Source organism: Corynebacterium sp. J010B-136 (genome assembly GCF_002967075.1).
Classification (GTDB): domain Bacteria; phylum Actinomycetota; class Actinomycetes; order Mycobacteriales; family Mycobacteriaceae; genus Corynebacterium.
Map to the genome: position 1 here is coordinate 624,883 of NZ_PUGE01000001.1, position 24,122 is coordinate 649,004.

23 protein-coding genes and 1 tRNA gene are annotated in these 24,122 nt (G+C 54.3%); 11 read left to right on the forward strand and 13 right to left on the reverse strand.

Features of this window, described 5'->3' with window-relative positions; genetic code table 11:
- Positions 1-21 precede the first annotated feature (21 nt).
- The 3 genes from C5Y44_RS02830 to ssd are packed head-to-tail and all read right to left on the reverse strand — an operon-like array spanning position 22 to position 3,145.
- A complete protein-coding gene (locus tag C5Y44_RS02830) occupies positions 22-816 on the reverse strand; it encodes a type II secretion system F family protein (protein WP_105323549.1) in 795 nt (264 codons plus the stop codon).
- Positions 813-2,102 (reverse strand): TadA family conjugal transfer-associated ATPase, encoded by a 1,290-nt coding sequence (locus C5Y44_RS02835; RefSeq protein ID WP_233189793.1) that lies wholly within the window; start codon positions 2,100-2,102, stop codon positions 813-815. The genes C5Y44_RS02830 and C5Y44_RS02835 overlap by 4 nt, the downstream gene beginning before the upstream one ends.
- A complete protein-coding gene (gene ssd / locus C5Y44_RS02840) occupies positions 2,102-3,145 on the reverse strand; it encodes a septum site-determining protein Ssd (protein ID WP_105323550.1) in 1,044 nt (347 codons plus the stop codon). The genes C5Y44_RS02835 and ssd overlap by 1 nt, the downstream gene beginning before the upstream one ends.
- A gap of 310 nt (positions 3,146-3,455) precedes the next feature.
- On the opposite strand from ssd, the gene C5Y44_RS02845 reads away from it, so the two are divergent.
- The 7 genes from C5Y44_RS02845 (at position 3,456) to C5Y44_RS02875 (ending at position 12,040) form a co-directional block, all read left to right on the forward strand.
- Positions 3,456-4,331, forward strand: coding sequence for an HAD family phosphatase (locus tag C5Y44_RS02845; RefSeq protein ID WP_105323551.1), 876 nt, complete (start codon positions 3,456-3,458; stop codon positions 4,329-4,331).
- Positions 4,332-4,592: 261 nt separating this feature from the next.
- Positions 4,593-5,099, forward strand: a complete 507-nt coding sequence (locus tag C5Y44_RS02850) for a phage holin family protein (RefSeq protein WP_066792283.1) — start codon at positions 4,593-4,595, stop codon at positions 5,097-5,099.
- 106 nt (positions 5,100-5,205) lie between these two features.
- On the forward strand, positions 5,206-6,111 hold the full coding sequence (locus C5Y44_RS02855; RefSeq protein ID WP_105323552.1) for an alpha/beta fold hydrolase: 906 nt from the start codon (positions 5,206-5,208) through the stop codon (positions 6,109-6,111).
- A gap of 206 nt (positions 6,112-6,317) precedes the next feature.
- Positions 6,318-7,928: an ABC transporter substrate-binding protein gene (locus C5Y44_RS02860; RefSeq protein WP_105323553.1), complete on the forward strand. Its 1,611-nt coding sequence runs from the start codon at positions 6,318-6,320 to the stop codon at positions 7,926-7,928.
- Between the two features lie 488 nt (positions 7,929-8,416).
- A complete protein-coding gene (locus C5Y44_RS02865) occupies positions 8,417-9,343 on the forward strand; it encodes an ABC transporter permease (protein WP_105323554.1) in 927 nt (308 codons plus the stop codon).
- A complete protein-coding gene (locus C5Y44_RS02870) occupies positions 9,336-10,334 on the forward strand; it encodes an ABC transporter permease (protein WP_105323555.1) in 999 nt (332 codons plus the stop codon). Before C5Y44_RS02865 ends, C5Y44_RS02870 begins: the two co-directional genes overlap by 8 nt.
- Before the next feature lie 2 nt (positions 10,335-10,336).
- Positions 10,337-12,040 carry an ABC transporter ATP-binding protein gene (locus C5Y44_RS02875; RefSeq protein WP_105323556.1) on the forward strand — a complete coding sequence of 568 codons (1,704 nt, stop codon included), beginning with the start codon at positions 10,337-10,339 and terminating at the stop codon, positions 12,038-12,040.
- Positions 12,041-12,139: 99 nt separating this feature from the next.
- Here the strand turns inward: C5Y44_RS02875 and C5Y44_RS02880 are convergent, their stop codons facing one another.
- The 4 genes from C5Y44_RS02880 to nth are packed head-to-tail and all read right to left on the reverse strand — an operon-like array spanning position 12,140 to position 15,472.
- Positions 12,140-13,333 (reverse strand): MarP family serine protease, encoded by a 1,194-nt coding sequence (locus C5Y44_RS02880; RefSeq protein WP_105323557.1) that lies wholly within the window; start codon positions 13,331-13,333, stop codon positions 12,140-12,142.
- Positions 13,334-13,376: 43 nt separating this feature from the next.
- A complete protein-coding gene (locus C5Y44_RS02885) occupies positions 13,377-14,099 on the reverse strand; it encodes a CoA pyrophosphatase (RefSeq protein ID WP_105323558.1) in 723 nt (240 codons plus the stop codon).
- 18 nt (positions 14,100-14,117) lie between these two features.
- The gene (locus tag C5Y44_RS02890; RefSeq protein WP_105323559.1) at positions 14,118-14,771 is read right to left on the reverse strand and encodes a TlpA disulfide reductase family protein; all 654 of its coding nucleotides are present in this window, start codon (positions 14,769-14,771) and stop codon (positions 14,118-14,120) included.
- Between the two features lie 44 nt (positions 14,772-14,815).
- Complete coding sequence (gene nth, locus C5Y44_RS02895; protein WP_105323560.1) at positions 14,816-15,472, reverse strand: endonuclease III; 657 nt, start codon at positions 15,470-15,472, stop codon at positions 14,816-14,818.
- A 316-nt stretch (positions 15,473-15,788) separates the two neighbouring features.
- Between nth and glxR the strand changes: the two genes are divergently transcribed.
- Complete coding sequence (gene glxR / locus C5Y44_RS02900) at positions 15,789-16,472, forward strand: CRP-like cAMP-activated global transcriptional regulator GlxR (protein WP_066792274.1); 684 nt, start codon at positions 15,789-15,791, stop codon at positions 16,470-16,472.
- A 147-nt stretch (positions 16,473-16,619) separates the two neighbouring features.
- On the opposite strand, the gene C5Y44_RS02905 is transcribed toward glxR, so the two are convergent.
- The 4 genes from C5Y44_RS02905 to C5Y44_RS02920 all read right to left on the reverse strand — a co-directional run bounded on the left by C5Y44_RS02905 (position 16,620) and on the right by C5Y44_RS02920 (position 18,567).
- Positions 16,620-17,447 (reverse strand): MBL fold metallo-hydrolase, encoded by an 828-nt coding sequence (locus C5Y44_RS02905; RefSeq protein WP_066792273.1) that lies wholly within the window; start codon positions 17,445-17,447, stop codon positions 16,620-16,622.
- A gap of 18 nt (positions 17,448-17,465) precedes the next feature.
- Positions 17,466-17,924 carry a RidA family protein gene (locus C5Y44_RS02910; protein ID WP_066840128.1) on the reverse strand — a complete coding sequence of 153 codons (459 nt, stop codon included), beginning with the start codon at positions 17,922-17,924 and terminating at the stop codon, positions 17,466-17,468.
- 3 nt (positions 17,925-17,927) lie between these two features.
- Positions 17,928-18,083, reverse strand: coding sequence for a DUF4177 domain-containing protein (locus C5Y44_RS02915; protein ID WP_003846100.1), 156 nt, complete (start codon positions 18,081-18,083; stop codon positions 17,928-17,930).
- 154 nt (positions 18,084-18,237) lie between these two features.
- Positions 18,238-18,567, reverse strand: a complete 330-nt coding sequence (locus C5Y44_RS02920) for a WhiB family transcriptional regulator (RefSeq protein WP_066792271.1) — start codon at positions 18,565-18,567, stop codon at positions 18,238-18,240.
- 159 nt (positions 18,568-18,726) lie between these two features.
- Between C5Y44_RS02920 and C5Y44_RS02925 the strand changes: the two genes are divergently transcribed.
- On the forward strand, positions 18,727-21,162 hold the full coding sequence (locus C5Y44_RS02925; RefSeq protein WP_369831062.1) for a transglycosylase domain-containing protein: 2,436 nt from the start codon (positions 18,727-18,729) through the stop codon (positions 21,160-21,162).
- A gap of 74 nt (positions 21,163-21,236) precedes the next feature.
- Here the strand turns inward: C5Y44_RS02925 and C5Y44_RS02930 are convergent, their stop codons facing one another.
- A complete protein-coding gene (locus tag C5Y44_RS02930) occupies positions 21,237-21,689 on the reverse strand; it encodes a GatB/YqeY domain-containing protein (protein ID WP_105323562.1) in 453 nt (150 codons plus the stop codon).
- A 32-nt stretch (positions 21,690-21,721) separates the two neighbouring features.
- Here C5Y44_RS02930 and C5Y44_RS02935 point away from each other — a divergent pair, with 32 nt between their 5' ends.
- Complete coding sequence (locus C5Y44_RS02935; RefSeq protein ID WP_105323563.1) at positions 21,722-22,618, forward strand: metallophosphoesterase; 897 nt, start codon at positions 21,722-21,724, stop codon at positions 22,616-22,618.
- Between the two features lie 97 nt (positions 22,619-22,715).
- Positions 22,716-22,792: transfer RNA gene (locus tag C5Y44_RS02940), tRNA-Pro, on the forward strand.
- A gap of 45 nt (positions 22,793-22,837) precedes the next feature.
- Here the strand turns inward: C5Y44_RS02940 and C5Y44_RS02945 are convergent.
- Positions 22,838-24,016 carry an ROK family transcriptional regulator gene (locus C5Y44_RS02945; protein ID WP_105323564.1) on the reverse strand — a complete coding sequence of 393 codons (1,179 nt, stop codon included), beginning with the start codon at positions 24,014-24,016 and terminating at the stop codon, positions 22,838-22,840.
- Positions 24,017-24,122 lie beyond the last annotated feature (106 nt).

Sequence of the window (24,122 nt, forward strand, 5' to 3'; positions counted from 1 at the left end):
TTTCCTTTTCAATAGCTTCTTTTAACTCGCTGCGTTGGCAATGAGGGTGCGTGACCAACTAAATCCGGCGCACGCCAATGTCACGCCAACAACTAAGAGCACTCCGCCGATGCCACCGCCGAGGAGAAACCCCACGGGGTTAGCGCCCATGATGGTGCCCATGAAAATCCCTGCCAGCGGCAACAACGTGAGAACAATCGCGGTGGATTGCGGTCCCTGCAGGCTTGCTTTCGTTGCCGCACGGTGGCGTTTTCTGGCTTCGATGTGGTTGTGGGCTTGTTCGAAGACATCGGAAAGCGGAATGCCATGCCTTTCACTCAGCGTGCACAACGCTCCTAGGGTTTTTAGCTGCGGGTGCGAAGTGGCCAGCACGGTGGAGACGCTGCCACCGCGATGAGCTATGACCGCTGCGGTTGCAATTGCTGTCTTCATCTCCATCGACGTTGTAGCGCTAGCTGCTAAATCTTCGGCTCCGCGTTTTAGTGCTGCTGGAAACGAGGCACCCGCGCGCAGGTCGGCTGTCATATTTCCTAAAAGCCTGGCGATGGCATCTTCTGCCTGCACGTTCATTTTCTTCTTCCGTGCATGGTTCAAGCTATACGCCACTGTGGCAGCAACGATGATGGCTGCCACAATCACAGTGAGCCGACCAAGGAGCATAAAAAGAAAGACGGCGAGAAATACCGTTGCCAGAATCATCCAGGCGGGCGCAGCGGTGGCCAGCTTCTTGTTATTAACTACCCGTTCCGAATTCTTTGTCTCTGACACTAATGTGCTTAAGGCAAGAAGAAGCAGTGCATAAACGTCCGTATTCATGAGATTTCTCCTGTTCGGAAGTTATCCAATGAGCCATCAAAGCCAGCAGGAATATGCAGGTTCGAGTTCCCCGTTACAGCATCCGGCTTTGTATCTTCCTCAACAGCCAGCGGTTCAAATGCGGGCGGAGCATGCGTGCGCGGAGCAAGAGCGTCCCGAAAGTTCTGATATCCAGGGCGCGGGCCCGCCTCCGTTGTCCAGATGACTTCGGTGGTGACAGGGTTTCCGGTGAGGATGCCGATCTCCCGAAGGCGTCTGCCGTCGGGTTGCCGTGCCATGGTCAAGACGACATCGACAGCTGCCGCCAACTGCGAGTGCAGGCCAGTGCGGTCGAGCCCTCCCAAAGCCGCAAGCGCTTCCATACGTGCAGGAACTTCGTGCAAGGAGTTGGCATGTAGAGTTCCAGCACCACCATCGTGACCGGTGTTTAACGCTGCAAGTAGGTCCACAACTTCGGCACCGCGAATTTCTCCGACCACGATGCGGTCAGGGCGCATGCGCAATGATTGACGCAAAAGCTGCGCCATGGTTATCTCACCAGAGCCTTCAGCATTTGCCCGGCGCGCAACCAAAGTAACTGCATGCGGATGATTAGGGCGCAGTTCTGCAGTGTCCTCAATAATAAGGAGGCGTTCATCAACAGAGATCTCAGACAGCAGCGCCGATAGTAGCGTGGTTTTTCCAGAACCCGTACCACCAATAACCAGGAAAGAAGTCCGTGCTGCAATCATGGTGCGGAGGAGCTCGGCACTTTCTCTAGTCAGGGTGCGGTTATCAACCAAGTCATCGAGCGAAGTGTTGGTTTGGCGCAATACGCGAATACTTAAACAGGTGCCTGATTCACTCGGCGGGGCAAGTAGAGCGTGAATGCGCAAACTAGTTCCATCGTCGCGATTGATTCGCCCATCGGCAAAAGGCTGCGCATCATCAAGGCGTTGACCGCAGCTAATTGCTAAGCGTGTGGCTAGTCTGCGCACCTCCGCATCAGAATTAAAAGATATTGCTGCACGCTGCAGGCCATTTCCTTGGTCCACAAATACATCTTCGGGACCGTTGACCACCACATCCGTAATCCCCGGACGCGCTAATACCTGCTCTAAAAGGCCTAAACCTGAGGTGTCATTGCGCAAACGCCGGAGGATTTCTAAAACCTCGACGTCACTAATGACTCCTGCCTCTTCCCGAATTCGTCGAGCCAGCGCCGCGGGGTTGTGCGCTAAGTCGGGCTCCTCTGCCAAAGCACTTTGTAAGGACGCAACTAGAGTTGCAGCGTTATCCACCATCATCACCACCCCGCCACAGCTAGCAGCTCTAATGCCGGGGCTGCGAGTTTCTTGGGCAATGCGGTGGGAAGACCTGCAACCTCAGTTGTCTTAGTGAGGTTTTTGATGTGGGAAATCTCCACTGACACATCGCCTTGAGTAATGCGCTCAATATCGCGAGCGCTTAAACCCGACCATCCACGGTGACGAAGAGCAACTACGAAATTGCTTCCCCGTGCTTTCAGATCCGCGCAGATTTCAGCGGCAGCAGCTGAGGACCTCACCTCTGCTGCGCACACCACAACCACCAAATCTGATGCTTGCGGAATATGTGTCGGCGGGGCGTCTATAACTAAAACATCGAATCCGCCTGAAGTTGCGGAAATCAAACGACCGACGGCTTCTGACTCCAAAGTAAAAGGGGTCTCCACTTTTGCTCTCGCCGCAGATAACACCGTGATGCCATCGGGTGTACTTGGTAAAGCCGCTGCGATATCTGTTGCATCAATTGCGCCGGTGCCTAAAGAAATATCGGGCCACCGGGCACCAGGTGCGGCTTCTAAGCCCATCAATAAATCAAGACCACCGGAGAGCGGAATGGCATCAATTAATAACGCCGTACCTTGCTCGGCACAGGCCATACGCGCAATCGCTGCAGCCAAAGTGGATGCGCCTACTCCCCCGCTGGCGCCAACCACCGTGATACGCAGCGCAGCAGCATGGTGCTGTTGAGTGGAATCTGCCGCCAAGGCTTGCAGCAATTGTGTTGATTCCGCGGGCAGGATGAAAGCTTGTTCGGCGTGCGAGCGCAGCGCCATTTCATAATCAATAGGCCCGGGCTCTGGTGCCACAAAGTAAATGCGGGAGCGCCGCCCGGTGGCTGCAACGTGTGCGGCAGTCGAGGCGTCAACAATCACCGCCGCAGCATCAAGGGCGTAGCGGCTAAGGTCGCGCGGATCGGTAACGTGAATAACCTCGCGCCGGGTGGCTGCAGCGGCATGTGCTGCCTCTGGTGTAACTACGGGGTCTGTGCAGGCAATCAGAATAAAATCGGTGTGGTGCTTCATGTCTTCAACTATGGCTTTGGGGACATAGTCAGCACTAGACCTACTTAGAGTGCCTGTGGATAACTCGCCACTTTTCTACCCAAAGAGTGACATGTCATAGATTTCCTGTGGATAACTCAGTAACGATTCAAAGATTCTCACCGATTCTTCCTATAGACAATGACCCGGAACGGTGCCACAATAGTCACAGTAGTTAACACGTTTCCCAATCGTTACAATTAATCGGTAGTATTTTGGCATTACCACTTGCTCGATTGGCTAGCGGATAACAGTTAGATAATCGTCGGCACGGATTTTAAGAAAGCAGAACATGAGCACACACGATCCTCTACCAGCAAAGAACGGCCGCATCGCGGCATTCTTTGACCTGGATAAGACGATCATTGCCACCTCGTCTGCTTTCGCCTTCGGCAAAGAGTTCATGCACAACGGGCTTATTAGCCCAAGCGATGCACTTCAGATGACATTGGCCAAGGCCAGCTACATGATGGCCGGGCAGACTTCTGAGCAAATGGACGCCACCCGTGACCAATTGGCAGCGATGGTAACTGGTTGGTCTGTGGAAGAAGTAGAAAATATCGCGCGCGAGACCATGCATACCGTGGTTACGCCAGCGATTTATCACGAGGCTCGTGAGCTTATTAAGTTCCACCAAGCCGCTGGCCACGAAGTTGTGATCATTTCCGCTTCCGAGAAAACACTCGTGAGACTCATCGCCGAGGAACTTGGTGTTGAACACGTTGTCGCTACCGAATTAGAGACGGTGGACGGCCGCTTTACCGGCGGAATTGTCCACTACCTGAAAGGCCATGCCAAAGCGGATGCGGTAGCGAAAATCGGCGCGTCCGAGAATATCGATTTGAGCCAAAGCTTTGCCTACTCAGATTCGGCCACGGATATTCCAATGCTGGAATTAGTAGGTAACCCAGTTGCCGTTAATCCAGACCGCGCCATGAAAAAGGCCGCATTAGAAAACCAGTGGGACATCCGCACTTTCCGCGACCCAGTTCCTCTCTTTACTATGCCTGGAGCAAAGGAAGTCGGCATTGGTGCTTCCGTTGTCGCAGGCGTCGCGGCCTTGGTGGTAGCCGGCGTCTGGTTGTTTCAGCGCCCTGCACTGGAACCACGCAAAGAACCCAAAGTGACTGAATTTTTCACTTGGCCACACACGCCACTCGCGGGGTAAAGCAACTCACTAAAGTTTCTGTACCTACCGACGTGAGGGTCGCAGGTGCTTATCGATGCCCCTCGGCCACTCGGCTGAGGATTTGGCGCTCGCCAGATCCCCAGTGTTTTCCCTAATTACAGCAATTGCCACGCCGAACAAAGCGCGACAATTTAAATCTATTAGGATGGGAACGTATGTCACGGTGGCTTTTTTGATCTACTGTGGTTGTTAAAGATTAATGAAATGATTCTGCGCACCCTTTGAGGAAGGTTTTCTACCGTGAGCAAAGACGGACTCTACACCGATGGCACCGAGAGCTTCGGCCCAAAGGTTAACTCCATTCCGCTATCGGATGTTGACACCAGCAAGCCGGGTGAGACTTCTATCGGAACACTAGTTTCTAATGCGACTGAGCAGATTTCTACGCTGGTTCGCTCTGAAGTTGAATTAGCAAAGACTGAGCTAGCGGCCTCTGCTAAGAAGGGCGGCATTGGTGCCGGTCTCTTCGGCGCAGCTGGCACTATTGCTCTGTACAGCTCTTTCTTCTTTTTCTTCTTCCTCGCGGAGCTGCTTACCCACCTGTGGTTCGACCGCTGGGCTGCGTACCTCATCGTCTTCCTACTCATGCTCGTTATCGCAGGCGTCCTGGCAGCCATTGGCTTTAGCCAGATCAAGAAGGTGAAAAAGCCAGAAAAGACTATTGAATCAGTCGGAGAGCTCAAGCACCTCAAGCCAGGTAAGGCAAAGGATGCTGTAGAAAAGCGCAATAAAGGCCTTTACACCTAAAGCCTCTTCCTTTCCCTCTCCCATTTTCCCATCCGCCCGTCGCATAAGATTTTGCTGCGGGCGGATTTTTATATGAGCCGCCAACGTACTTCTGTAAGGAATTCACTTGACCGCTAAGCCTCTTTCTCCGTCCGTCGTGGAGCTCAAAGGAGACTTTGAACATGAGTTTGTCCACACCCACGGAATTCGTCTACACGTGGTCACCGCTGGAGAAAAAGGCGATCCATTAATCGTTTTAATTCACGGTTCTTTCGGTGGCTGGTTCGAATTCCGGGACGTCATTGCCCCATTGGCCAGCAAGGGTTTTCGCGTCGCCGCAGTAGACCTGCGCGGCTTTGGCATGTCGGATAAACCCCCTGCAGGTGGCGGGCAAGATATTCGCACGCTTACAGGAGATATCTCTGGCGTCATCCAGGCCTTAGGCTACGACAAGGCAATAGTCGCGGGAAATGATACGGGCGCGTCATTGGCGTGGACCGTGGCCATCGATAAGCCAGAGCGTGTTTCTGGCGTCGTGAGTATCTCCGGTGCTTACCCGGTTGATTTGCGCCGGAGCATCGCCGCGCGCCCCTGGGACTTCCTGTACCTACTGGCCAGCTCATTTTGGTGCCGGCTTCCAGGGCACACGGTGCCGCAGAAATTCTACAAAGGCGAACTGGACAACAATACGTCTTCGAAATTCCGAAAAAACAACGCCTCAAGATATGAAGAATTTTTGCGGCTACGCCTGCAAGCCTCGCAGATTGGCAATGTCCAGCGCGGAGCGGTGCACAACCATAGGTTGCTTACCTCCGGCGTACCACTGCGTTGGCTCGAACGCCGCGTGGAATCCCCCGTGCTGTTTTTACACTCTGGGCAACGCCTGTGGCTACCGGTCATCCGCCGTGCACGTGCGCGGGTGGCATCGAAATTCACAGAAAGCTCGGTAGCTCAGGCAAAGAATATGCCGCATTTGGAAAACCCAACTGGGTTCGTTGAGGCGATTGGGAGTTGGCTACGTCTCACCCCTTAAACGGGGTGAGGAAAAATACATTTTTTGCAAAACAATTCACAATCTTCGCAGGTAGCCTCCAGTTTCACCACATGAGACCAACGCGCTTTAACCAGCGCAGATTTTGCAATTCTTGTTTGTGTCCTCGTTCACAAGGTAGATTTGCTCCAAGCCCAATCACAGGTTTGGCTAATGGTTTTTTCATCTCAACGTGGAGGTCACCCCTCATGACGATCAAGAAGACGATCACGCTGCTTGCTGCAGCCTCAACCACGCTCGCCCTCGTGGCGTGCTCCGACTCCTCATCTGATGATGGCGCGTCCTCCGACGGCGGCTCATCAGGAGGCGACAACTACATTCTCGCCAACGGCACCGAACCTCAGAACCCACTGGTTCCTGCCAACACCAACGAAACAGGCGGCGGCAAGATCATCGACTCGATCTTCTCCGGTCTCGTGGGCTATGACGCTGATGGTGAGACCTACAACGAAGTCGCAGAGTCCATTGAGGCTAACGACGACAACACTGAATTCACCATCACCTTGAAGGACTGGCAGTTCACTGACGGCACAGACGTCACCGCGAACTCCTTCGTGGATGCGTGGAACTATGCCGTTGCCAATGCACAGCTGGGTGCGTACTTCTTCGAGCCAATCAAGGGTTACGCAGAAGAAGGCGTCGAGGAGCTCGAAGGCCTCGAGGTCATCGATGACAAGACCTTTAAGGTCACCATGAATGCGCCAACCGCTGACTTCCCACAGCGCCTCGGCTACTCTGCTTTCGCTCCACTGCCAGAGTCCGCATTCGATGACATGGATGCATTCGGCGAAAATCCAGTGGGCAACGGCCCGTACATGCTGGAAGAGTGGAACCACAACTCCAACGCATTGTTGGTACCAAACCCTGATTACCCAGGCGATCACGCGGCACAAAATGATGGCCTCGACATCGTCTTCTACCCATCCCAGGACGCAGCATACGCTGACCTACTCTCCGGCAACCTAGATGTTCTGGACCAGATTCCAGACTCCGCGTTCTCCGTGTACGAGTCTGACCTGGGTGACCGCGCCGTCAACCAGCCTTCCGCAGTCTTCCAGTCGTTTACCATCGGTGAATCCCTGGAGCACTTCGGTGGCGAAGAAGGCGTCCTGCGACGCCAGGCACTGTCTCACGCCATCAACCGCGAAGAGATCACTGACACCATCTTCCAAGGCACCCGTACCCCAGCGCATGACTTCACTTCCCCAGTTGTAGCGGGCTTCTCCGAAGACGTTCCTGGCAATGAGGTCTTGGAATACGACCCAGAAAAGGCCAAGGAGCTGTGGGCACAGGCAGATGAGATCAATGAATGGTCCTCGCCTGAGTTCGCCATCGCCTACAACTCTGACGGTGGACACCAGGCATGGGTTGATGCAGCAGCCAACTCCATCAAGAACACCTTGGAGATTGAAGCTGTTGGCGCTCCATACCCAGACTTCAAGTCCCTGCGTGATGAAGTGACCAACCGCACCATCGAAACCGCATTCCGCACCGGCTGGCAGGCTGACTACCCAGGCATGGGCAACTTCCTAGCCGCACTCTACGGTACCGGCGCTGGCTCCAATGACGGTGACTACTCTAACCCTGATTTTGACGCCAAGATCCGCGAAGCTGACGCAGCTGGCTCCCCAGAGGAAGCAGCTGAGCTCTTCAAGGAAGCTCAGACCATCCTGTTCGAAGACCTTCCAGCTATCCCACTGTGGTACTCCAACGTGACCGCTGGTTACTCCGAGAACGTTGACAACGTGGTCTTTGGCTGGGATTCCGTTCCAGTCTTCACCGACATCACCAAGAACTAATTCCCCTTCATAGACCTGCGGTCTATTTGGGTCTTGCCCACCGGCTGTTCAACCAGACTGAGCATGCAAGTTCTTAAAAACTAGGCCCTCGCTCCCGCTTTCTTGGATAGCGAGGGCCTAGTCACGTCTATCGGGACTTAACCACCAGCACTACGGGGTTTCCTAAGTTATCCCAATGCGGGTGAAAGGATCGCCCTCTATATGGGGTAGCCGCAAACGCTAGCTGGGAACAAAGCCACTTCCCATCCTGTGGAATACATTTTCGCATCCGTGTGAATTAGCCCAGCTTATTAATTCTCGTTGACCACACTGTAGGACGTGACACCCAACAAACTAGTTTTGGGCAGAAAATCGCCACTTACCCGGGACTATGTTGATTATCACTAGTACAGCCGTCGATTTAAGATAGGTCACAGCCGGTCAACGTGGTGACTTAGATTGGTTGCGGATTCGGTAGGTAGACCCACAATTTTGTAAAGGACACATTTATGTTGCGCTATATCGGGCGACGAGTGCTCCAGATGATTCCGGTGTTCTTCGGAGCCACCCTGCTCATCTACGCACTTGTCTTCCTCATGCCGGGTGACCCGGTAGAGGCACTAGGCGGTGACCGCGGCCTTACGGAAGCTGCGCGGGCCCGCATCGAGGCAGAATACAACCTAGACAAGCCATTTATCGTTCAGTACCTGTTGTACGTCAAAGGGATTCTCACCTTGGACTTTGGTACTACTTTCTCTGGAGTGCCCGTTACCGAGGTCATGAGCAATGTCTTCCCAGTAACGCTCAAGCTGGCATTTATGGCGATCATCTTTGAAACCATCTTCGGTATTGCCTTCGGTGTATTTTCTGGTATCCGCCGCGGTGGTTTCTTTGACTCCACCGTGCTGGTTGTCTCCTTGCTGGTTATTGCAGTTCCTTCCTTCGTTACCGGTTTCGTATTCCAGTACATTGTCGGTATTCGCTGGGACCTACTCCCCGTGACCGTTGGTAGAGACGAATCCTTCGAATCCCTGCTCATGCCAGCAATTGTGCTGGGTGCACTCTCGTGCGCTTACATCATTCGCCTTACACGCCAATCCGTTAGTGAAAATATGCGCGCCGACTATGTGCGTACTGCCCGAGCTAAAGGTTTGTCAGGCGGCAACGTCATGACCCGCCACGTGCTGCGTAACTCGCTGATTCCAGTGGCTACCTTCATCGGCGCTGACCTCGGTTCACTGATGACTGGCGCCATTGTTACTGAGGGCATCTTCGGTATCAACGGCGTCGGTGGCACGCTCTACCAAGCAATTCTGCGCGGCGAGCCTACCACCATCGTGTCCTTTACCACTGTCCTCGTAGTCATCTACATCATCGCCAACCTGTTGGTTGACCTTCTCTACGCGGTACTCGACCCAAGGATTCGCTATGCCTAATATCGATCGCAATACAGACCCACATGATCTCGCCGAAGAATTCTTGGCATCCCACGGCCGCCCTGGTCAAGACCACTACATCGCTGAAACTGATGAGACTGGTCTTGGTGCCGTAGACGCTGTCAAGGATGAATCTGCTCCTTCATCGCAGTGGGCGGAAGCCTGGCGCTACCTGCGTAAGCGCCCATTGTTCTGGGTTGCCTCAGTCATGATCTTGATCGCCTTGCTGCTCGCGCTTTTTCCGTCCATTTTTACCTCGGTTGACCCACGTTCCTGCAGTCTGGCAAATTCCTTGAACCCTGCAGAATCAGGCCACATCTTTGGCTTTGACCGCCAAGGCTGCGATATCTACGCACGCGTTATCTACGGCGCACGCGCTTCGGTACTCGTAGGTGTTCTCACCACTGCTTTGGTCACCATCGTTGGCGCGCTAATCGGTTCTATTGCGGGCTTCTTTGGCGGCTGGGTCGATACCATCTTGTCGCGTATCACTGACATCTTCTTTGCTATTCCACTGGTTCTGGCAGCCATCGTGGTCATGCAGATGTTTAAGGAATACCGCACGATTATCACCGTCGTCTTGGTGCTTGGTCTCTTTGGCTGGGTCAGTATCGCGCGTATTACCCGCGGTGCCGTGATGTCTATCAAGAATGAAGAGTTCGTCCAGGCCGCGCTTTCGATCGGCGCATCCAAGTGGCGCATCCTCTTTAGCCACGTGCTGCCTAACGCCGCAGCGCCGATTATCTCCTATGCCACCGTGGCTTTGGGTACGTTCATCGTCGCCGAAGCAACGCTGTCCTTCTTAGGTATTGGCCTTCCGCCCACCATTGTTTCGTGGGGTGGAGATATTTCCCAAGCTCAGGCATCACTGCGTCAAGAACCTATGGTCTTGTTCTACCCTGCTGGTGCGCTGGCTTTGACCGTATTGAGCTTTATCATGATGGGCGATGTTGTTCGTGACGCGCTCGATCCAAAGGCAAGGAAGCGATAACCATGACTGAACATAACGCTGAAAAGCCATTGTTGGAGATGAAAGGCGTCAAGATTGCCTTTTCTTCTTCTACCGGAATCGTCGAGGCAGTTCGTGGCGTCGACATGACCATCTACCCTGGCCAGTCCGTCGCTATCGTGGGCGAGTCTGGCTCGGGCAAATCCACCACAGCCATGTCCATTTTGGGTCTATTGCCTGGCAACGGCAAGGTCACCGAAGGTCAGATCATCTTTGATGGTGAGGACATCACCAAATTCAACAACAAAGATTATGAGCGCATTCGCGGCTCCCACATCGGTCTGGTCCCCCAGGACCCGATGTCGAACCTGAACCCGGTGTGGCGCATTGGTACCCAGATTGAAGAATCGCTCAAAGCCAATCATGTCGTCGAAGGTTCAAAGCGTAAAGAGCGCGTCGTCCAGGTTCTAGAAGAAGCAGGGCTTCCCGATGCAGGAGCACGCGCTAAACAATATCCTCACGAGTTCTCCGGCGGTATGCGCCAGCGTGCACTCATCGGTATTGGTTTGGCTGCTCGCCCGAAGCTACTGATTGCCGATGAGCCTACCTCGGCTCTCGATGTCACCGTGCAGAAGCAGATTCTGGATCACCTTGATTCCCTGACCAAAGAACTCGGCAACGCGGTGCTCTTTATTACTCACGACTTAGGTCTTGCGGCAGAGCGCGCGGAGCACCTCATTGTTATGCACCGCGGGCGCATCGTGGAATCAGGTCCGTCGCGCAAGATTTTGCAGAACCCGCAGCACCCTTACACCAAGCGTTTGGTCACTGCTGCTCCGTCCCTTGCGTCATCACGTATTCGAGCTGCTCGTGAAGCCGGCATTGTAACTTCTGAGCTGATTGCTGGTGCAGCGGAAGAGCACTCTGATGAAGCTGTCATTTCGGTGCGTAATCTGACCAAGGAATTCACCGTTCGTGACACGCGCGGCAAGAAGCAGCAGTTCAAGGCAGTCGATAATGTCTCCTTTGACCTGCGCCGCGGCTCTACTTTAGCGCTGGTGGGTGAGTCCGGCTCGGGCAAGTCCACGGTCGCAAATATGGTGCTGAATCTTTTGGAGCCAACTTCCGGCAGCATCTTTTATGAAGGCACGGATACTTCCACGTTAAGCAGCAAGCAGCTCTTCCAGCTGCGCCGCCAGATGCAGGTTGTATTCCAGAACCCGTATGGTTCTTTGGATCCGTTGTATTCGATTTTCAAGTGCATCGAAGAACCACTGCGTCTACACAAGATTGGTGACCGCAAGGCGCGCGAAGCGCGCGTCGCCGAGCTACTCGATATGGTTGCGATGCCACGTTCGGCCATGCGCCGCTACCCCGATGAACTATCTGGTGGCCAACGCCAGCGCATCGCCATCGCGCGTGCGCTCGCGCTGAATCCAGAAGTCATTGTCTTGGATGAGGCGGTGTCAGCACTGGACGTCCTGGTGCAAAACCAGATCATTCAGCTGATGGCAGAACTTCAGCGCGACCTCAACCTGTCGTACCTGTTTATTACCCACGACTTGGCGGTTGTGCGCCAGACTGCTGACGATGTCGTCGTTATGCAAAAGGGCGCTGTGGTCGAGCAAGGCACTACCGATGAAATCTTCGATAATCCATCACAGGAATACACGCGAAATCTCATCAACTCGGTTCCGGGTATGCACATTGAGCTCGGCACCGGCGAGAACCTCGGTCTGCACGAGTAGCGCTGGTAAATAGCTAAAGCTCGCACCTAAAAAAGGTTAGATAAACCTTAAGGTGCGAGCTTTACTTATGCCTTCAACCTGCAATTATTTGATGCAACATTATTGCGCGACGCATTCTTGCGTATCGACGGAATTTTCAAACTGGGTCACATCACCGATATGGGAGCGTACTTCTTCGGCGGTGATTGCATATCCGGTATCGGTGTCATCGACGGAAGCGCCAAAGATAAGACCTAGAACCGTGCCGTCGGGAGAAATCAGCGGGCCACCAGAGTTGCCCTGCACCACGGTTCCGCGCAGGATATAGGACTCGCGTTCAACGCGGCTATTGGAGTAAATATCTGGCCCGGCAATATTGACGCGTTCGCGAATACGCGCGGCATTCGCGGTAAAGGGTCCAGAGTGTGGAAAGCCCATCACCACGGCATCATCACCGGTATAGGCAGGAGCATCCGCCCACGCTAGCGGCTCGAGCCCCAGATTTTCTGCGCGCAGCACAGCGATATCAACTTCAGGGTTGTAGTAGACCACGCGTGCTTCTTTGATTCCGAGCACGGTATCAACATAAGCCGTTTGTGTTCCGGCCACCACGTGCGCGTTGGTCACCACATAATTATCGGCGGTGACAAAGCCAGAGCCCATCATGCGCCGTCGGCAGCCATCGGCATCAGCGATAACGTGCACTACCGAAGGGCGTACGTCTTGAACCATGGCTTGGTCAGCCACTTCAATATTTGGCGCTTCAACATCAACAGAAGTGCCGTCTTCCCACGGCATCATGACCGGTGGCAGGCCCGAGTCATTGAGCATTCCCGAAATACTGCGCGGTAATTGGGTCAGCTCATCTGGCATCACCTTATTGACTTCGCGCAAAATCGCAGATTCCCGCAGTCCCTTACCCACGCTATTGCTCAGGCTCGTCGCCATCGGAGTGGCAATGAGCCAAATCAGCACGAGGGAGAATACGGACATCAAGATTGCGCCGAATGAAGAATCCACGCGCTGTCCGGATTTGGTTTTCATGCGGTCGCGAATCGCATGTCCCAAGGCAGAGCCTAAGAGCTGACCCAGCCCGATCAGTAAGATCAGCATTCCTAAGGCCAGCAGGAAGCGGATACCAACTTGGTCGGTTATCTGCAGCACCATGGGTGCCACGCCGAGGCCGACGATGAGGCCTGCGAGAATTCCTACGGCTGAGAGCAACGACGCAAATCCGCCTTGGCGCCAGCCGGTTGCCATCGCTGCAAGGACAGCTACCACGATGAAGCCATCAACTATCCAGGCTGGATCCACAAATTCTCCCTTGAGCGTTTACTGCGTAACTTACAGAACTTTACTAGACCCTCCGCTCATTATTACGGGAGGCCGCAATCGCCGCGTGCAAATCCAAGTGGGGAGTTTGATCCCACTCCTGCTCCCAGCCGGTCTTTAAAAATAATGTTGTTAATGCCGCAGCGGTAAAACCCCAGATAACATAGCCATTGACGCGAAACGCGGGCGTCGTCCAGTGATCCCAGGCCAGCATCATGCGGTTTTCTGGCGCCAGCAGTTCCTCTACTGGCAGCACAAAAACATCATCAGCTTCTTCAGGATTGACCACACCAACAGGGCTTGGTGCGTGCCAATGTGCCAAGACCGCATTAATTCGGTTACCGCGTACCGGCACAAAGGTTTCACCCCAGTGCGCCAGCGGAGTTATCGACGTGCGGTCTAAACCGGTTTCTTCCCAGGCTTCGCGCAGCGCTGCATCGATAAGATTGACATCGGTGGAATCAATTTTTCCACCTGGAAAAGCAATTTGGCCAGAATGTGAACGCAGGTGCGGGGACCTGTGCGTCAACAGCACCGTTGCATCATCGACGCTTGTTCCGCCTAAAAGCATGAGCACCGCAGCAGACTTCGGTGACGGCAACACGTCTTGCTTCGCCCGCTTGCCGATGATCTCAACGACATCCTCTCCAGTGACGTCTAAAGCCGAGCGCAACCAGTGTGGCGCTTTCTCCGGAGACAGCGTGGTATTAACGCCCGGTGAGTCAGCAATGGGGAACTTTTCTGCCATGTCCCCCATCCTAGCCACTTAAGCTAGTGCCTTTGTGATGGTTGTCTCTATTTCTTCTGTGGACTTAAACGGCTGGATAAAACGTTCCTTTACTTCCCCATCAACCACGAGCAAAGTAATAGGAATGACCCCAGGCAGGCTTAAGGTTCCGGCAAACAGATTGGAGTCATCTTGGTAGCTGGGCAGATCAACACCGAGGTCGTTTAAGAAAGCCGCGCCATTGCCGGCGTTGCGGTCTGCGTGCACGCCCACCACGTTCCATTCGGAGTGGGCTTGTGCGATTTCTTCCAAATAGGGCAGTTCTTCGCGGCAGGGTTCGCACCACCAGGCCCAAATATTGACGATGGAAATACCGGAATCGGTGGCATTATCCGGGCTAGTTTCCCCGCCTAAGCACGGCAGTTCGACTCCGGCGACAGGTCCCGCTGGGCAGTCAGGTCGCGTCGCTACTTCGCTTGTCGATGCATCTTCGTCCGAAACTACCTCGTCCGGGACAGTCTCATCTGTCAGACTGTCCCCTTGAGTAGTGGTTGCCGATTCAGCACTGTCATCGGAGCTGACATCGGAACTGTCAGCACTGTCGGTGGTAAGGGTGGAGAGCGCTAGCGCAATCACCCCGATGGTCAGCACCGCTGCGATCACGATGGAAAAGACCACGCTCTTTTTCACCACGTACCTCTTTTTCTCAGCTTATTGCCCTTAATCTCCTTCTGAGTCTAACTATCTTGTCTGGACGCAGGAAATGGGCAGACATCGCGCAGGGGGCATCGTCCGCATGCAGGACTTTTAGCAGTGCAGCAACGACGCCCGTGGAAGATTACTCGATGTGAGAACATCGTCCATTCTTCTTCCGGCACCACCGCGCATAATTGCTTTTCAACTTTTAGCTCGGTCGCATCTTCCACCATGTCCAGGCGGGAGGTAACCCGTTTGACGTGGGTATCTACGGCAAGTCCCGGTATGCCGAAAGCATTGCCGCGAACAACCAAAGCGGTCTTGCGCCCTACTCCGGGCAAAGAGCTTAGATCTTTAATGCTCGTGGGTATTTCACCCTCAAAGTCACCGACGATCTTTTGTCCCATTCCCACCAAGCGCTTGGATTTTGAAGGCGCGAGCCCCAGGGGTCGGATGATGTCTTCGATGTCTTTTTCATCGGCTTGGGCATAATCTCCGGCGGTGGGATAGGCCGCGAAGAGTTTCGGAGTTACTTGATTAACGCGCACATCGGTTGTTTGCGCTGACAGTAAGGTGGCCACGGTTAATTCCAGCGCGTTGGTAAAATCCAATTCGCAATGCGCATCTGGATAAGTCTCAGCTAAGACTTCATTGATATATTCCGCGCGTTTGGTCTCGTCACGTATGCCGCTGCCCATGGTCAATCTCCTTGTGCCAGTGAACTATAATGAGAAAAATCGAGGTTTGGGAACTTTATCGATTCCTCATTAGTTAAACTCTAAGACATGATCGTTTTAGTAGTACTAGTCCCCGTCGGGTTGGCGCTCTTTGCCATCTTGATGGAAAAACTCGAAACACAAGTGCTCGATAGTTAAGCATTTCATCCTCTGCCCCAAGCGATTCCCTATACGGGACTTCCGTGATTATTTGGGGGGAATTGCACTAAAGTGACTAATTCCACTGTAGGATGTGGAGTGTTGAAGATTTTAGGCGTTAAAAGTAAAGGAGACGCACGTGGAAGGCGTACAGGAAATTTTATCGCGCGCTGGCATTTTCCAGGGTGTCGACCCGGTAGCTGTCAATAATTTGATTGAGCAAATGGAAACTGTTCGTTTCCCACGCGGCACCACCATCTTTGAGGAAGGTGAGCCAGGCGACCGCCTGTACATCATCACCGCCGGCAAGATTAAGCTGGCTCGCCACGCTCCCGATGGTCGTGAGAACCTGCTGACCATCATGGGCCCATCGGACATGTTCGGTGAGTTGTCCATCTTCGACCCAGGCCCACGTACCTCTTCCGCAGTGTGTGTGACTGAGGTTCAGGCAGCCACCATGAACTCGGAAATGCTCAAGCAGTGGGTCTCTGACCACCCTGCTATTGCACAGCAACTGTTGCGCGTGCTGGCTCGTCGCCTGCGTCGCACCAATGCTTCCTTGGCTGACCTCATCTTCACCGACGTCCCGGGCCGTGTGGCAAAGACCTTGCTGCAGCTGGCAAACCGCTTCGGTGTGCAAGAAGGTGGCTCACTGCGCGTGAACCACGACCTGACTCAGGAAGAAATTGCACAGCTGGTTGGCGCTTCACGTGAGACCGTTAACAAGGCTTTGGCTACCTTCGCTCACCGCGGATGGATTCGCCTCGAAGGCAAGTCGGTTGTCATCGTTAACACCGAGCACCTCGCCAAGCGTGCCCGTTAAATAAACACCAGCCTGAAACTTCATAACGTCTAGTGAAGGTGTCGCAAACGCTTCACTTTCACAAATAGAGCAAAAGGAGTGGCCCCAGTGATTTTCACTGGGGCCACTCCTTTTAGCAGGTGCTCAAAGGTTTAACTGTGTAGCCAGTTAAACCTTCTCAGGATGAGCGTCTAAATACTTCAACGCTGCGCGAGTTGACTGTTCTGCGGCGTGACGCAGCACTGGATCCACATCGTCATACATCTCATCGATCATGACTTTGAGTTCAATATCCTTGCCATGTTCCGCCCACAGCTGACGGATTTGGTCTAGGCGGTAGTGGCGGCGGTCAATATACTTGCGCGCTACTTCTGAAACATCCGGCAGATCTGGGCCATGGCCTGGCAGCAGCGGCACATTCTTGCCGCGCTCTTCCAACATGTCCAAAGACTTCAAATAAGCCTCAAGATCCCCATCGGTTTCAGACAGCAAGGTGGTGTGGCGGCCAGCGATGGTATCACCGCTGACGATGCCTTCAAGCTCAGATTCCTGCGGCTGGCTTGCCCACACAAAAAAGCTCACCGAGTCACTAGTGTGCCCTGGGGTATGAGCTACCTCGAGGGTTGGGCTGATGCCGTCGAGGGAGATAATTTCGCCATCGACAAGCGGCTCGGCGTCCTTGCTGCAGTAACTCGGGTCGAAGGCGCGAATTGGCGCGCCCGTTAACTGACGCAAGCGAAGAGCTCCCGCTGCATGGTCATCATGCCGGTGCGTGAGCACAATGAGGGCTACTTCCCCGCCAGACTGGGCGGTGACGACGTTGAGGTGCCCTTCATCATCAGGTCCTGGATCGACCACGATGGCGGCACCATCTTCATCGCCTTTAATAATCCACGTATTTGTACCTTCAAGCGCTGTGTAGCTGGGGTTGTCACACAACACTACACCGGCGTGCTGCGTAACAGGACGCAGTTGACTATATGCAGGATGCTCCATATGTGTCAGCCTAACCTATTACTTGGCAAATTCCACGATGAGTTCTAGCTCCACTGGCGCATCATTCGGCAGTACGGCAACGCCGACTGCAGAGCGAGCGTGCGCGCCAGCTTCTTGGAAAAGTTCCCCGATGAAATCGGAAGCACCGTTGATGACTGCTGGCTGACCGGTGAAATCTGGCGCCGAGGACACAAAGCCCACAACCTTAATGACACGGGTGACGTTATCCAGGCCGACCTCAGCATCGATAGCTGCGAGGCCGTTGAGGACGCTGATGCGCGCTAGTTCTTGTGCTTTCTCAGGGCTGACCTCTGCACCGACTTTGCCGGTAGCTGGCAGTGCGCCATCAATCAAAGGAAGCTGGCCAGAGGTCCAGACCTGGTTGCCAACTACGGTAGCTGGAACATAGGAAGCTAGAGGCTTAGCAACTGGCGGTAGGGTGTATCCGAGTTCTTCGAGACGTGCTTTGAAAGACATATTTTATTGAACCTCTCGCTTGAAGTAAGCAACTACGTTTTCTGGATTCATACCTGGTGTAATCGTGACCAACTCCCAGCCGTCTTCTCCCCACGAGTCAAGGATTTGCTTGGTGGCGTGAGTTAGGACCGGAGCGGTTGCATATTCCCATTTCTTCATGCGCCCCATCATAAACAAAAGCGCTGCGCCCCGTGCCAGTTAGGCACAAAGTGGGGTGCAGCGCATATTCCGGTTGCAGTTAATTCATGCGGTTAGTTCATATGACTAGTTCATACGTTTATTTCAGGTGTACAGGCTGTGCCCCCGTACACCCTTAGATTCCTTCTAGTTCTCCGCCTTGGGCGAGATAATCAGCCCAGTTAGTGATGTGTGGGTTTTTGCGCAACAGCGCACGGCGCTGGCGCTCAGTCAGTCCGCCCCAGACGCCGAATTCCACGCGGTTATCTAGAGCATCTGCTCGACATTCATTAAGGACAGGACAGTGACGGCAAATAACGGCAGCCTTGCGCTGCTCCGCACCACGCACAAAAAGTGCATCAGGGTCACCATTTCGACACTTAGCTTGCGTCACCCACTCCCCGCGTTCTGGGGTTGTCGCATTGTAGGTGTCCGCCTGAGTTGACATCTTCAAGCTCACAGTCATCTGGCGCTCCTTCTGCTTGTCCACACATAATCTCACGTAGGCGTATTCACGCTCTGGTAGTAAGTGTATTCACAGCATTCGCAACGTGTCTAACAGGTCACACTTTAGGGGGGAGTTAATTTGTTTCCTCCCGCGCGCAGACCTTGTAGGGTATTGGGGGTGAAAGCTCTAGGAAGAATCTCTTTGGTCACCGTTATCATTGGCCTGCTCGTTGCTGTCGCCTTAGCGCCCGCGGCGAGCTTGTCCGGCGTGGCGGTCGCCACGGCATCCGATGCCATGGAATCGGACATCGAAGCGCTGGAAGCGGGCAATATCCCGGGGGTAACCACCATCCGTGATTCCGAGGGCAACAACATGGCCTACCTGTTTAACCAGCGCCGCCACCCTGTCGAGCCCGATCAGATCTCGCAAAATATGAAAGATGCGATCGTCTCCATTGAGGATCATCGCTTTTACGAGCATGAAGGCGTAGACATCCAGGGTAATTTCCGCGCGCTAGCAACTAACGTTCTGGCAGGTGGTGTATCCCAGGGCGCATCAACGCTGAACCAGCAGTACGTAAAGAACTACCTTTTGCTTGTCGATGCCACCACGGACGAAGAACGCCAGGCTGCCACTGAACAGTCCATTCCCCGTAAGCTGCGTGAGATTCGCATGGCTGCGGAGATTGACCGGGCTTTGAGCAAAGATGAGATTCTGGCGAACTACCTCAACCTTGTCCCCTTCGGCAACCATGCCTATGGCATCGAGGCTGCTGCACGCACCTACTTTGGCGTCAGTGCTAATGAGCTAACTTTGCCACAATCTGCAATGTTGGCCGGCATGGTGCAGTCTTCTGAATACTTGAATCCGTATACCAATACGGAAGAGGTGCTCAAGCGTCGTGCGACAGTGCTGCAATCGATGGTGGGCAACGGTTATATCTCTCAGGCTGAAGCCGATGAGGCCAATACCGACTCTTTGGGCGTGCTAGATCGCCCAAGTACCTTACCTAATGGCTGCATTGGCGCCGGTGACCGCGGTTTCTTCTGCGATTATGTTCTTGAATACTTGGACGAACGCGGAATCACTACTGAGGAATTAGCCCGTGGCGGCTACACCATTGACACCACGTTGAATCCAGTGGTGCAAGACCGTGCGAAGGAATCGGTTAACGCCCAGACCTCCTCGGATGCTGCTGGTGTGGCATCGGTGATGAACGTAGTTCGCCCTTCGGAAACCGACCGCGATGTACTCGCAATGGTTTCTTCCCGGACCTACGGATTGGATCTGGACCAAAATGAGACCTTGTTGCCACAGCCTTATTCCATGGTGGGCAACGGCGCGGGCTCTGTTTTTAAGGTCTTTACTGCAGCCGCCGCCGTGGAAGCCGGCTATGGCATTAAAAACATGCTGGATGTGCCCACCCGCTATGACGCTGAAGGGCTAGGTTTCGGCGGCGCCGATAACTGCCCGGCAAACCGCTACTGTGTAGAAAACGCTGGTACGTATAAACCGCGCATGACTTTTGAAGAAGCATTGGCACATTCGCCAAATACCACCTTCATTCAGCTCGAAGAGCAGGTCGGTATTGAGGCCACCGTCGATATGGCGGTCAAGCTGGGCCTGCGCAGCTACACCAAGGAAGGCAGCTTCAACGAGGACTACTCCCTGGCGGATTACGCCAAGGAAGCGCCAATGGGTTCTTTCACTTTGGGTCCAACGGCAGTTAATCCTTTGGAGCTATCTAATGTGGGCGCAACCTTGGCCTCACATGGCACTTGGTGCGAGCCGGATCCGATTAATCAGATCACTGACCGCAATGGCAATGAAGTATATGTCGAATCAACGCCTTGTGAACGCGTAATGGATAGCGGTGCTGCCGATGCCCTCGCCAATGCGATGACTGCCGATGCCCACATTGGCACTGCTGAGGCAGCTGCTAATCAGATGGGCTGGAATGGCCAGATTGCTGCAAAGACCGGTACCACCGAGTCCAACCAGTCTGCTGCTTTCTTGGGCTTTAACTCGGGACTGTCAGCAGCGCCTTATATCTACAATGACGGCACCAACACTTCCTCGTTGTGCACCAGCCCCGTGCGCCAGTGCGGCAACGGGACGCTCTTCGGCGGTACCGAACCAGCTCGCACCTTCTTCGGCATGGCCACGCAGCTCCAGTCCGCTACTAGCGGCACCATCTCCGACTATGACCGTGCCTATGACAGCGGTAAGTCCACCGGTCTTTTAGAATCCGTGCGTGGCCGCAGCGAAAGCTCTGCTCGTCAAACGCTCGAGGGCGAAGGCTACCGCGTGCGTGTTATCTCAGTTCCAGATGCGCAGCCTTCGGGCACCGTGGTTCGCGCGCTCACGGGCAGCGATGGGCTTGCCGATGGCGCCGAGATCACCCTGCAGATCTCTGACGGTTCTGGTTACACAGCCCCTGATTCCAGCGATTCCAATGACCAAGACTCCGACAGCGGCAATAACGGCCAAAGCAATAGCCGCAACAATGGACGAAGCAATGGCCGCGGCAACCGCAATCCGCAGCCGCTGATTTCACAAGACGACATTGATGATTTCACCAATGAGCTGCGTCGCACCTTTGGTTTCAACTAACGCTTAGCCACCTCAAGCACGCTAAAAGGCGGGCACCAGATTTTCCCTCTGGCGCCCGCCTTTATCTCAACCCGCTAGCTGCTCAGCTTGGCCTTAACTGCGTCGGAGAGGCGTTTGCCGTCTACAGCTCCAGCAGCCTTTTCGGTAGCAATCTTCATGACCTGGCCCATCTGTGCCATGGAGTCGGCGCCTACTTCGGCGATCGCGTCATCGACAAGCTTTTCTAGCTCAGCATCATCGAGCTGCGCTGGCTGGTATGCCTCGAAATAAGGCACCTCAGCCAGCTCTGCCTCAGCCAGTTCAGGGCGGCCGTTATCCGCATACATCTGTGCGGATTCACGGCGCTTTTTGATCTCACGCGCGATGACTTTCAAAACGTCTTCATCGGTGATTTCGTGACGAGCACCAGTGGTTTCTTCTGCCTGGATAGCGGCAAGAAGCGCACGGATTGCGCCGGTGCGTTCTTTTTCTTTTGCCTTCATGGAGGTCTTAAGGTCTGCGCGAATGGTTTCTTTTAACTGACTCATAGTTTCCTAATTTACCCCTGTAGGCTGGTTACGTGAAGAAAATAGTGCCATTACTCCTAACTCCAGCTCTCGCAGGCCTTGCAACGGCCGCGTGGGGCTACTCTGAATTGACCAAATTCGAGCTCAAGGAAGTAACCGTGCCGCTGCTAAAACCAGGCACTTTGCGCGGTGACAAGGAATTTAAGATTCTGCACATCTCCGACCTGCACATGATTCCAGGGCAAGAGGAAAAAATTGAGTGGGTTTCCGCACTTTCTGAACTTGAACCGGATTTGGTGGTCAATACCGGCGATAATCTCTCCGATGTAGCCGGTGTTCCCGATGTCCTGCGAGCTGTTGGCCCCTTAATGAAATACCCGGGCCTTTTTGTCTTTGGCACCAATGATTATTGGGCTCCGCGGCCGGTCAACCCGTTCAAATACTTGTGGGGCGCCAAGCGCGAACCGTCTTATGTCGATTTGCCCTGGCGCGGCATGCGCGCGGCTTTCATGGAGCATGGCTGGCACGATGCCACCCAAGCCCGCCATGAATTCCAGGTCGGCAATGTGCGGCTAGCTGTCGCTGGCGTGGATGACCCGCATCATGATTTGGATGACTACGCCGATATCGCCGGTGCACCGAACCAGGACGCTGACCTTGCTCTCGCATTGCTGCACAGCCCCGAGCCCCGCGTGCTAGAAAAGTTTGCTGCTGATGGTTACAAGCTCTCACTTTCTGGCCATACCCACGGCGGCCAAATCTGCCTGCCTGGCTCCCGCGCGCTGGTGACCAACTCAGGCATCGACCGCAAGCGCGTCCAAGGCCTGCACGACTTTGGCCCGATGAAGATGCACGTCTCCAATGGCCTAGGCACCTCTAAGTTTGCGCCGGTGCGCATTTTCTGCCGCCCTTCGGCAACACTGCTGCGCATCACCGAAAAAGCCCAGTAGCTAAGAATAGTTCACCCCCAAATTCGTGATTCCTGATTTGGGGGCGCACCCCACCCCGGCGTTATAATTTCTTCGTACCGCACAAGATTGCGATATTCGGGATATGGCGCAGGTTGGTAGCGCGCGTCGTTCGGGACGACGAGGTCGCAGGTTCAAATCCTGTTATCCCGACCAAATTCTTTTCTAGCGCTTTCTCGCTAACCTTCTCCTCTTTTCTCGCTAATCCGTTGCCTTTAGCGCCGGATTAGCCCACAGCGGATACACTCCGGTCAATCGCGCAGCATCGCGAGTTACCGCTGGTGAAGCCAAACTAATATTTAATTTCCCTGTCGCCCGGCGCGCACGGATCGTCGATACGGCTTCACGTAAACCTTCTCTATCGATGACAAACGCCTCACCAGCGAGAACCAAGGATGCTGGATCAACAATGTCTAAGACCAAGGTGATGGCATCGACTAAGAGCTTATTACGGGCATCGACAAGCTGCCTTGCGGTGGCATTGGTGCTGGATATCTGCACTAAGTCGCGATAGGAAGGTACTTTTATTCCGGCCTTTTGAGCAGCAGCGACCGCAGCTTGCCCGCTCAGCGGGTGCAGCCCATCGTGCTCTAATCCGCTGCCGCGCGCTAAGTCATGAAAGGCAGTCGTCGTCGCACCAGAATGCGGGCGATGCACCGCCCCGTTGACAATCCACGCATGGTTGACCACCTCACGCGCATAAAAATACAGCGTGGAACCAGGGTCCTTATCACTTAAAGGCGCGCTGAGAAGTTCTTGCGCAGCCATCGCTGCCGCACCGGATCCCACGTGAATGTCATAGCCCAACCGCAGGCTCAACTCTTTGGCGATATCGACCCCTTCCCAGCCATACTCACGGGAAGTCACCGTTCCCGCGTGATCAATATTCGCTGATACTGCCACCCCAACACACGTTGGCGACGGCAAATCGGAGCCCAATTCCCGCACGTGGTGCGCAATATAGTCCAGCGCCTGAGTGTGCGAGATATCCGCGGTAGCCAAAGGAATGTCTTGCTGTCGAATCAAACGTCCAGCACCATCGGCGATAGTTAACACCGAGGTGTGGACACCAATATGAATCCCCCACGTCACGATGTGCCGGCCATCTAAGCCCAAGGTTGTCTCCGGCCGTCCCACGCGTTGCTCATCGTGGGAGACTTCACGCTCTTCCACCAGGCCAGCATCAATCAGCGCGCGGACATGCCGCGTCACGCTCGGCTGCGACATGCCTAAGGTCTCCCGCAGCATTCCGCGGGTAGGCAGCTCCAACGTGCGCACCTGATGCAACACGCGAGCGTGCACATTGGTGGGCAACTGAAAATGCAGTGCCCCCAAAGCGCTCGGCGGCTTCTTCGCTACTCTTTCCTGGACAACGGTCATGGCTCAAACAATAGACCCAGTTGTCTATCATTTTCCCACCAAGCCCAAAGAAAGTTTCCACTACATATAATATTACCAGCTAGATAGATATACAGATCGGTCTAGT

What these genes read in the sequence shown, in the direction of transcription:
- C5Y44_RS02830 (WP_105323549.1), bottom strand. Translation starts at nt 816, where the DNA reads ATGAATACGGACGTTTATGCACTGCTTCTTCTTGCCTTAAGCACATTA.
- C5Y44_RS02835 (WP_233189793.1), bottom strand. Translation starts at nt 2,102, where the DNA reads ATGATGGTGGATAACGCTGCAACTCTAGTTGCGTCCTTACAAAGTGCT.
- ssd (WP_105323550.1), bottom strand. Translation starts at nt 3,145, where the DNA reads ATGAAGCACCACACCGATTTTATTCTGATTGCCTGCACAGACCCCGTA.
- C5Y44_RS02845 (WP_105323551.1), top strand. Translation starts at nt 3,456, where the DNA reads ATGAGCACACACGATCCTCTACCAGCAAAGAACGGCCGCATCGCGGCA.
- C5Y44_RS02860 (WP_105323553.1), top strand. Translation starts at nt 6,318, where the DNA reads ATGACGATCAAGAAGACGATCACGCTGCTTGCTGCAGCCTCAACCACG.
- C5Y44_RS02865 (WP_105323554.1), top strand. Translation starts at nt 8,417, where the DNA reads ATGTTGCGCTATATCGGGCGACGAGTGCTCCAGATGATTCCGGTGTTC.
- C5Y44_RS02870 (WP_105323555.1), top strand. Translation starts at nt 9,336, where the DNA reads ATGCCTAATATCGATCGCAATACAGACCCACATGATCTCGCCGAAGAA.
- C5Y44_RS02875 (WP_105323556.1), top strand. Translation starts at nt 10,337, where the DNA reads ATGACTGAACATAACGCTGAAAAGCCATTGTTGGAGATGAAAGGCGTC.
- C5Y44_RS02885 (WP_105323558.1), bottom strand. Translation starts at nt 14,099, where the DNA reads ATGGCAGAAAAGTTCCCCATTGCTGACTCACCGGGCGTTAATACCACG.
- nth (WP_105323560.1), bottom strand. Translation starts at nt 15,472, where the DNA reads ATGGGCAGCGGCATACGTGACGAGACCAAACGCGCGGAATATATCAAT.
- C5Y44_RS02905 (WP_066792273.1), bottom strand. Translation starts at nt 17,447, where the DNA reads ATGGAGCATCCTGCATATAGTCAACTGCGTCCTGTTACGCAGCACGCC.
- C5Y44_RS02910 (WP_066840128.1), bottom strand. Translation starts at nt 17,924, where the DNA reads ATGTCTTTCAAAGCACGTCTCGAAGAACTCGGATACACCCTACCGCCA.
- C5Y44_RS02915 (WP_003846100.1), bottom strand. Translation starts at nt 18,083, where the DNA reads ATGAAGAAATGGGAATATGCAACCGCTCCGGTCCTAACTCACGCCACC.
- C5Y44_RS02920 (WP_066792271.1), bottom strand. Translation starts at nt 18,567, where the DNA reads ATGACTGTGAGCTTGAAGATGTCAACTCAGGCGGACACCTACAATGCG.
- C5Y44_RS02930 (WP_105323562.1), bottom strand. Translation starts at nt 21,689, where the DNA reads ATGAGTCAGTTAAAAGAAACCATTCGCGCAGACCTTAAGACCTCCATG.
- C5Y44_RS02945 (WP_105323564.1), bottom strand. Translation starts at nt 24,016, where the DNA reads ATGACCGTTGTCCAGGAAAGAGTAGCGAAGAAGCCGCCGAGCGCTTTG.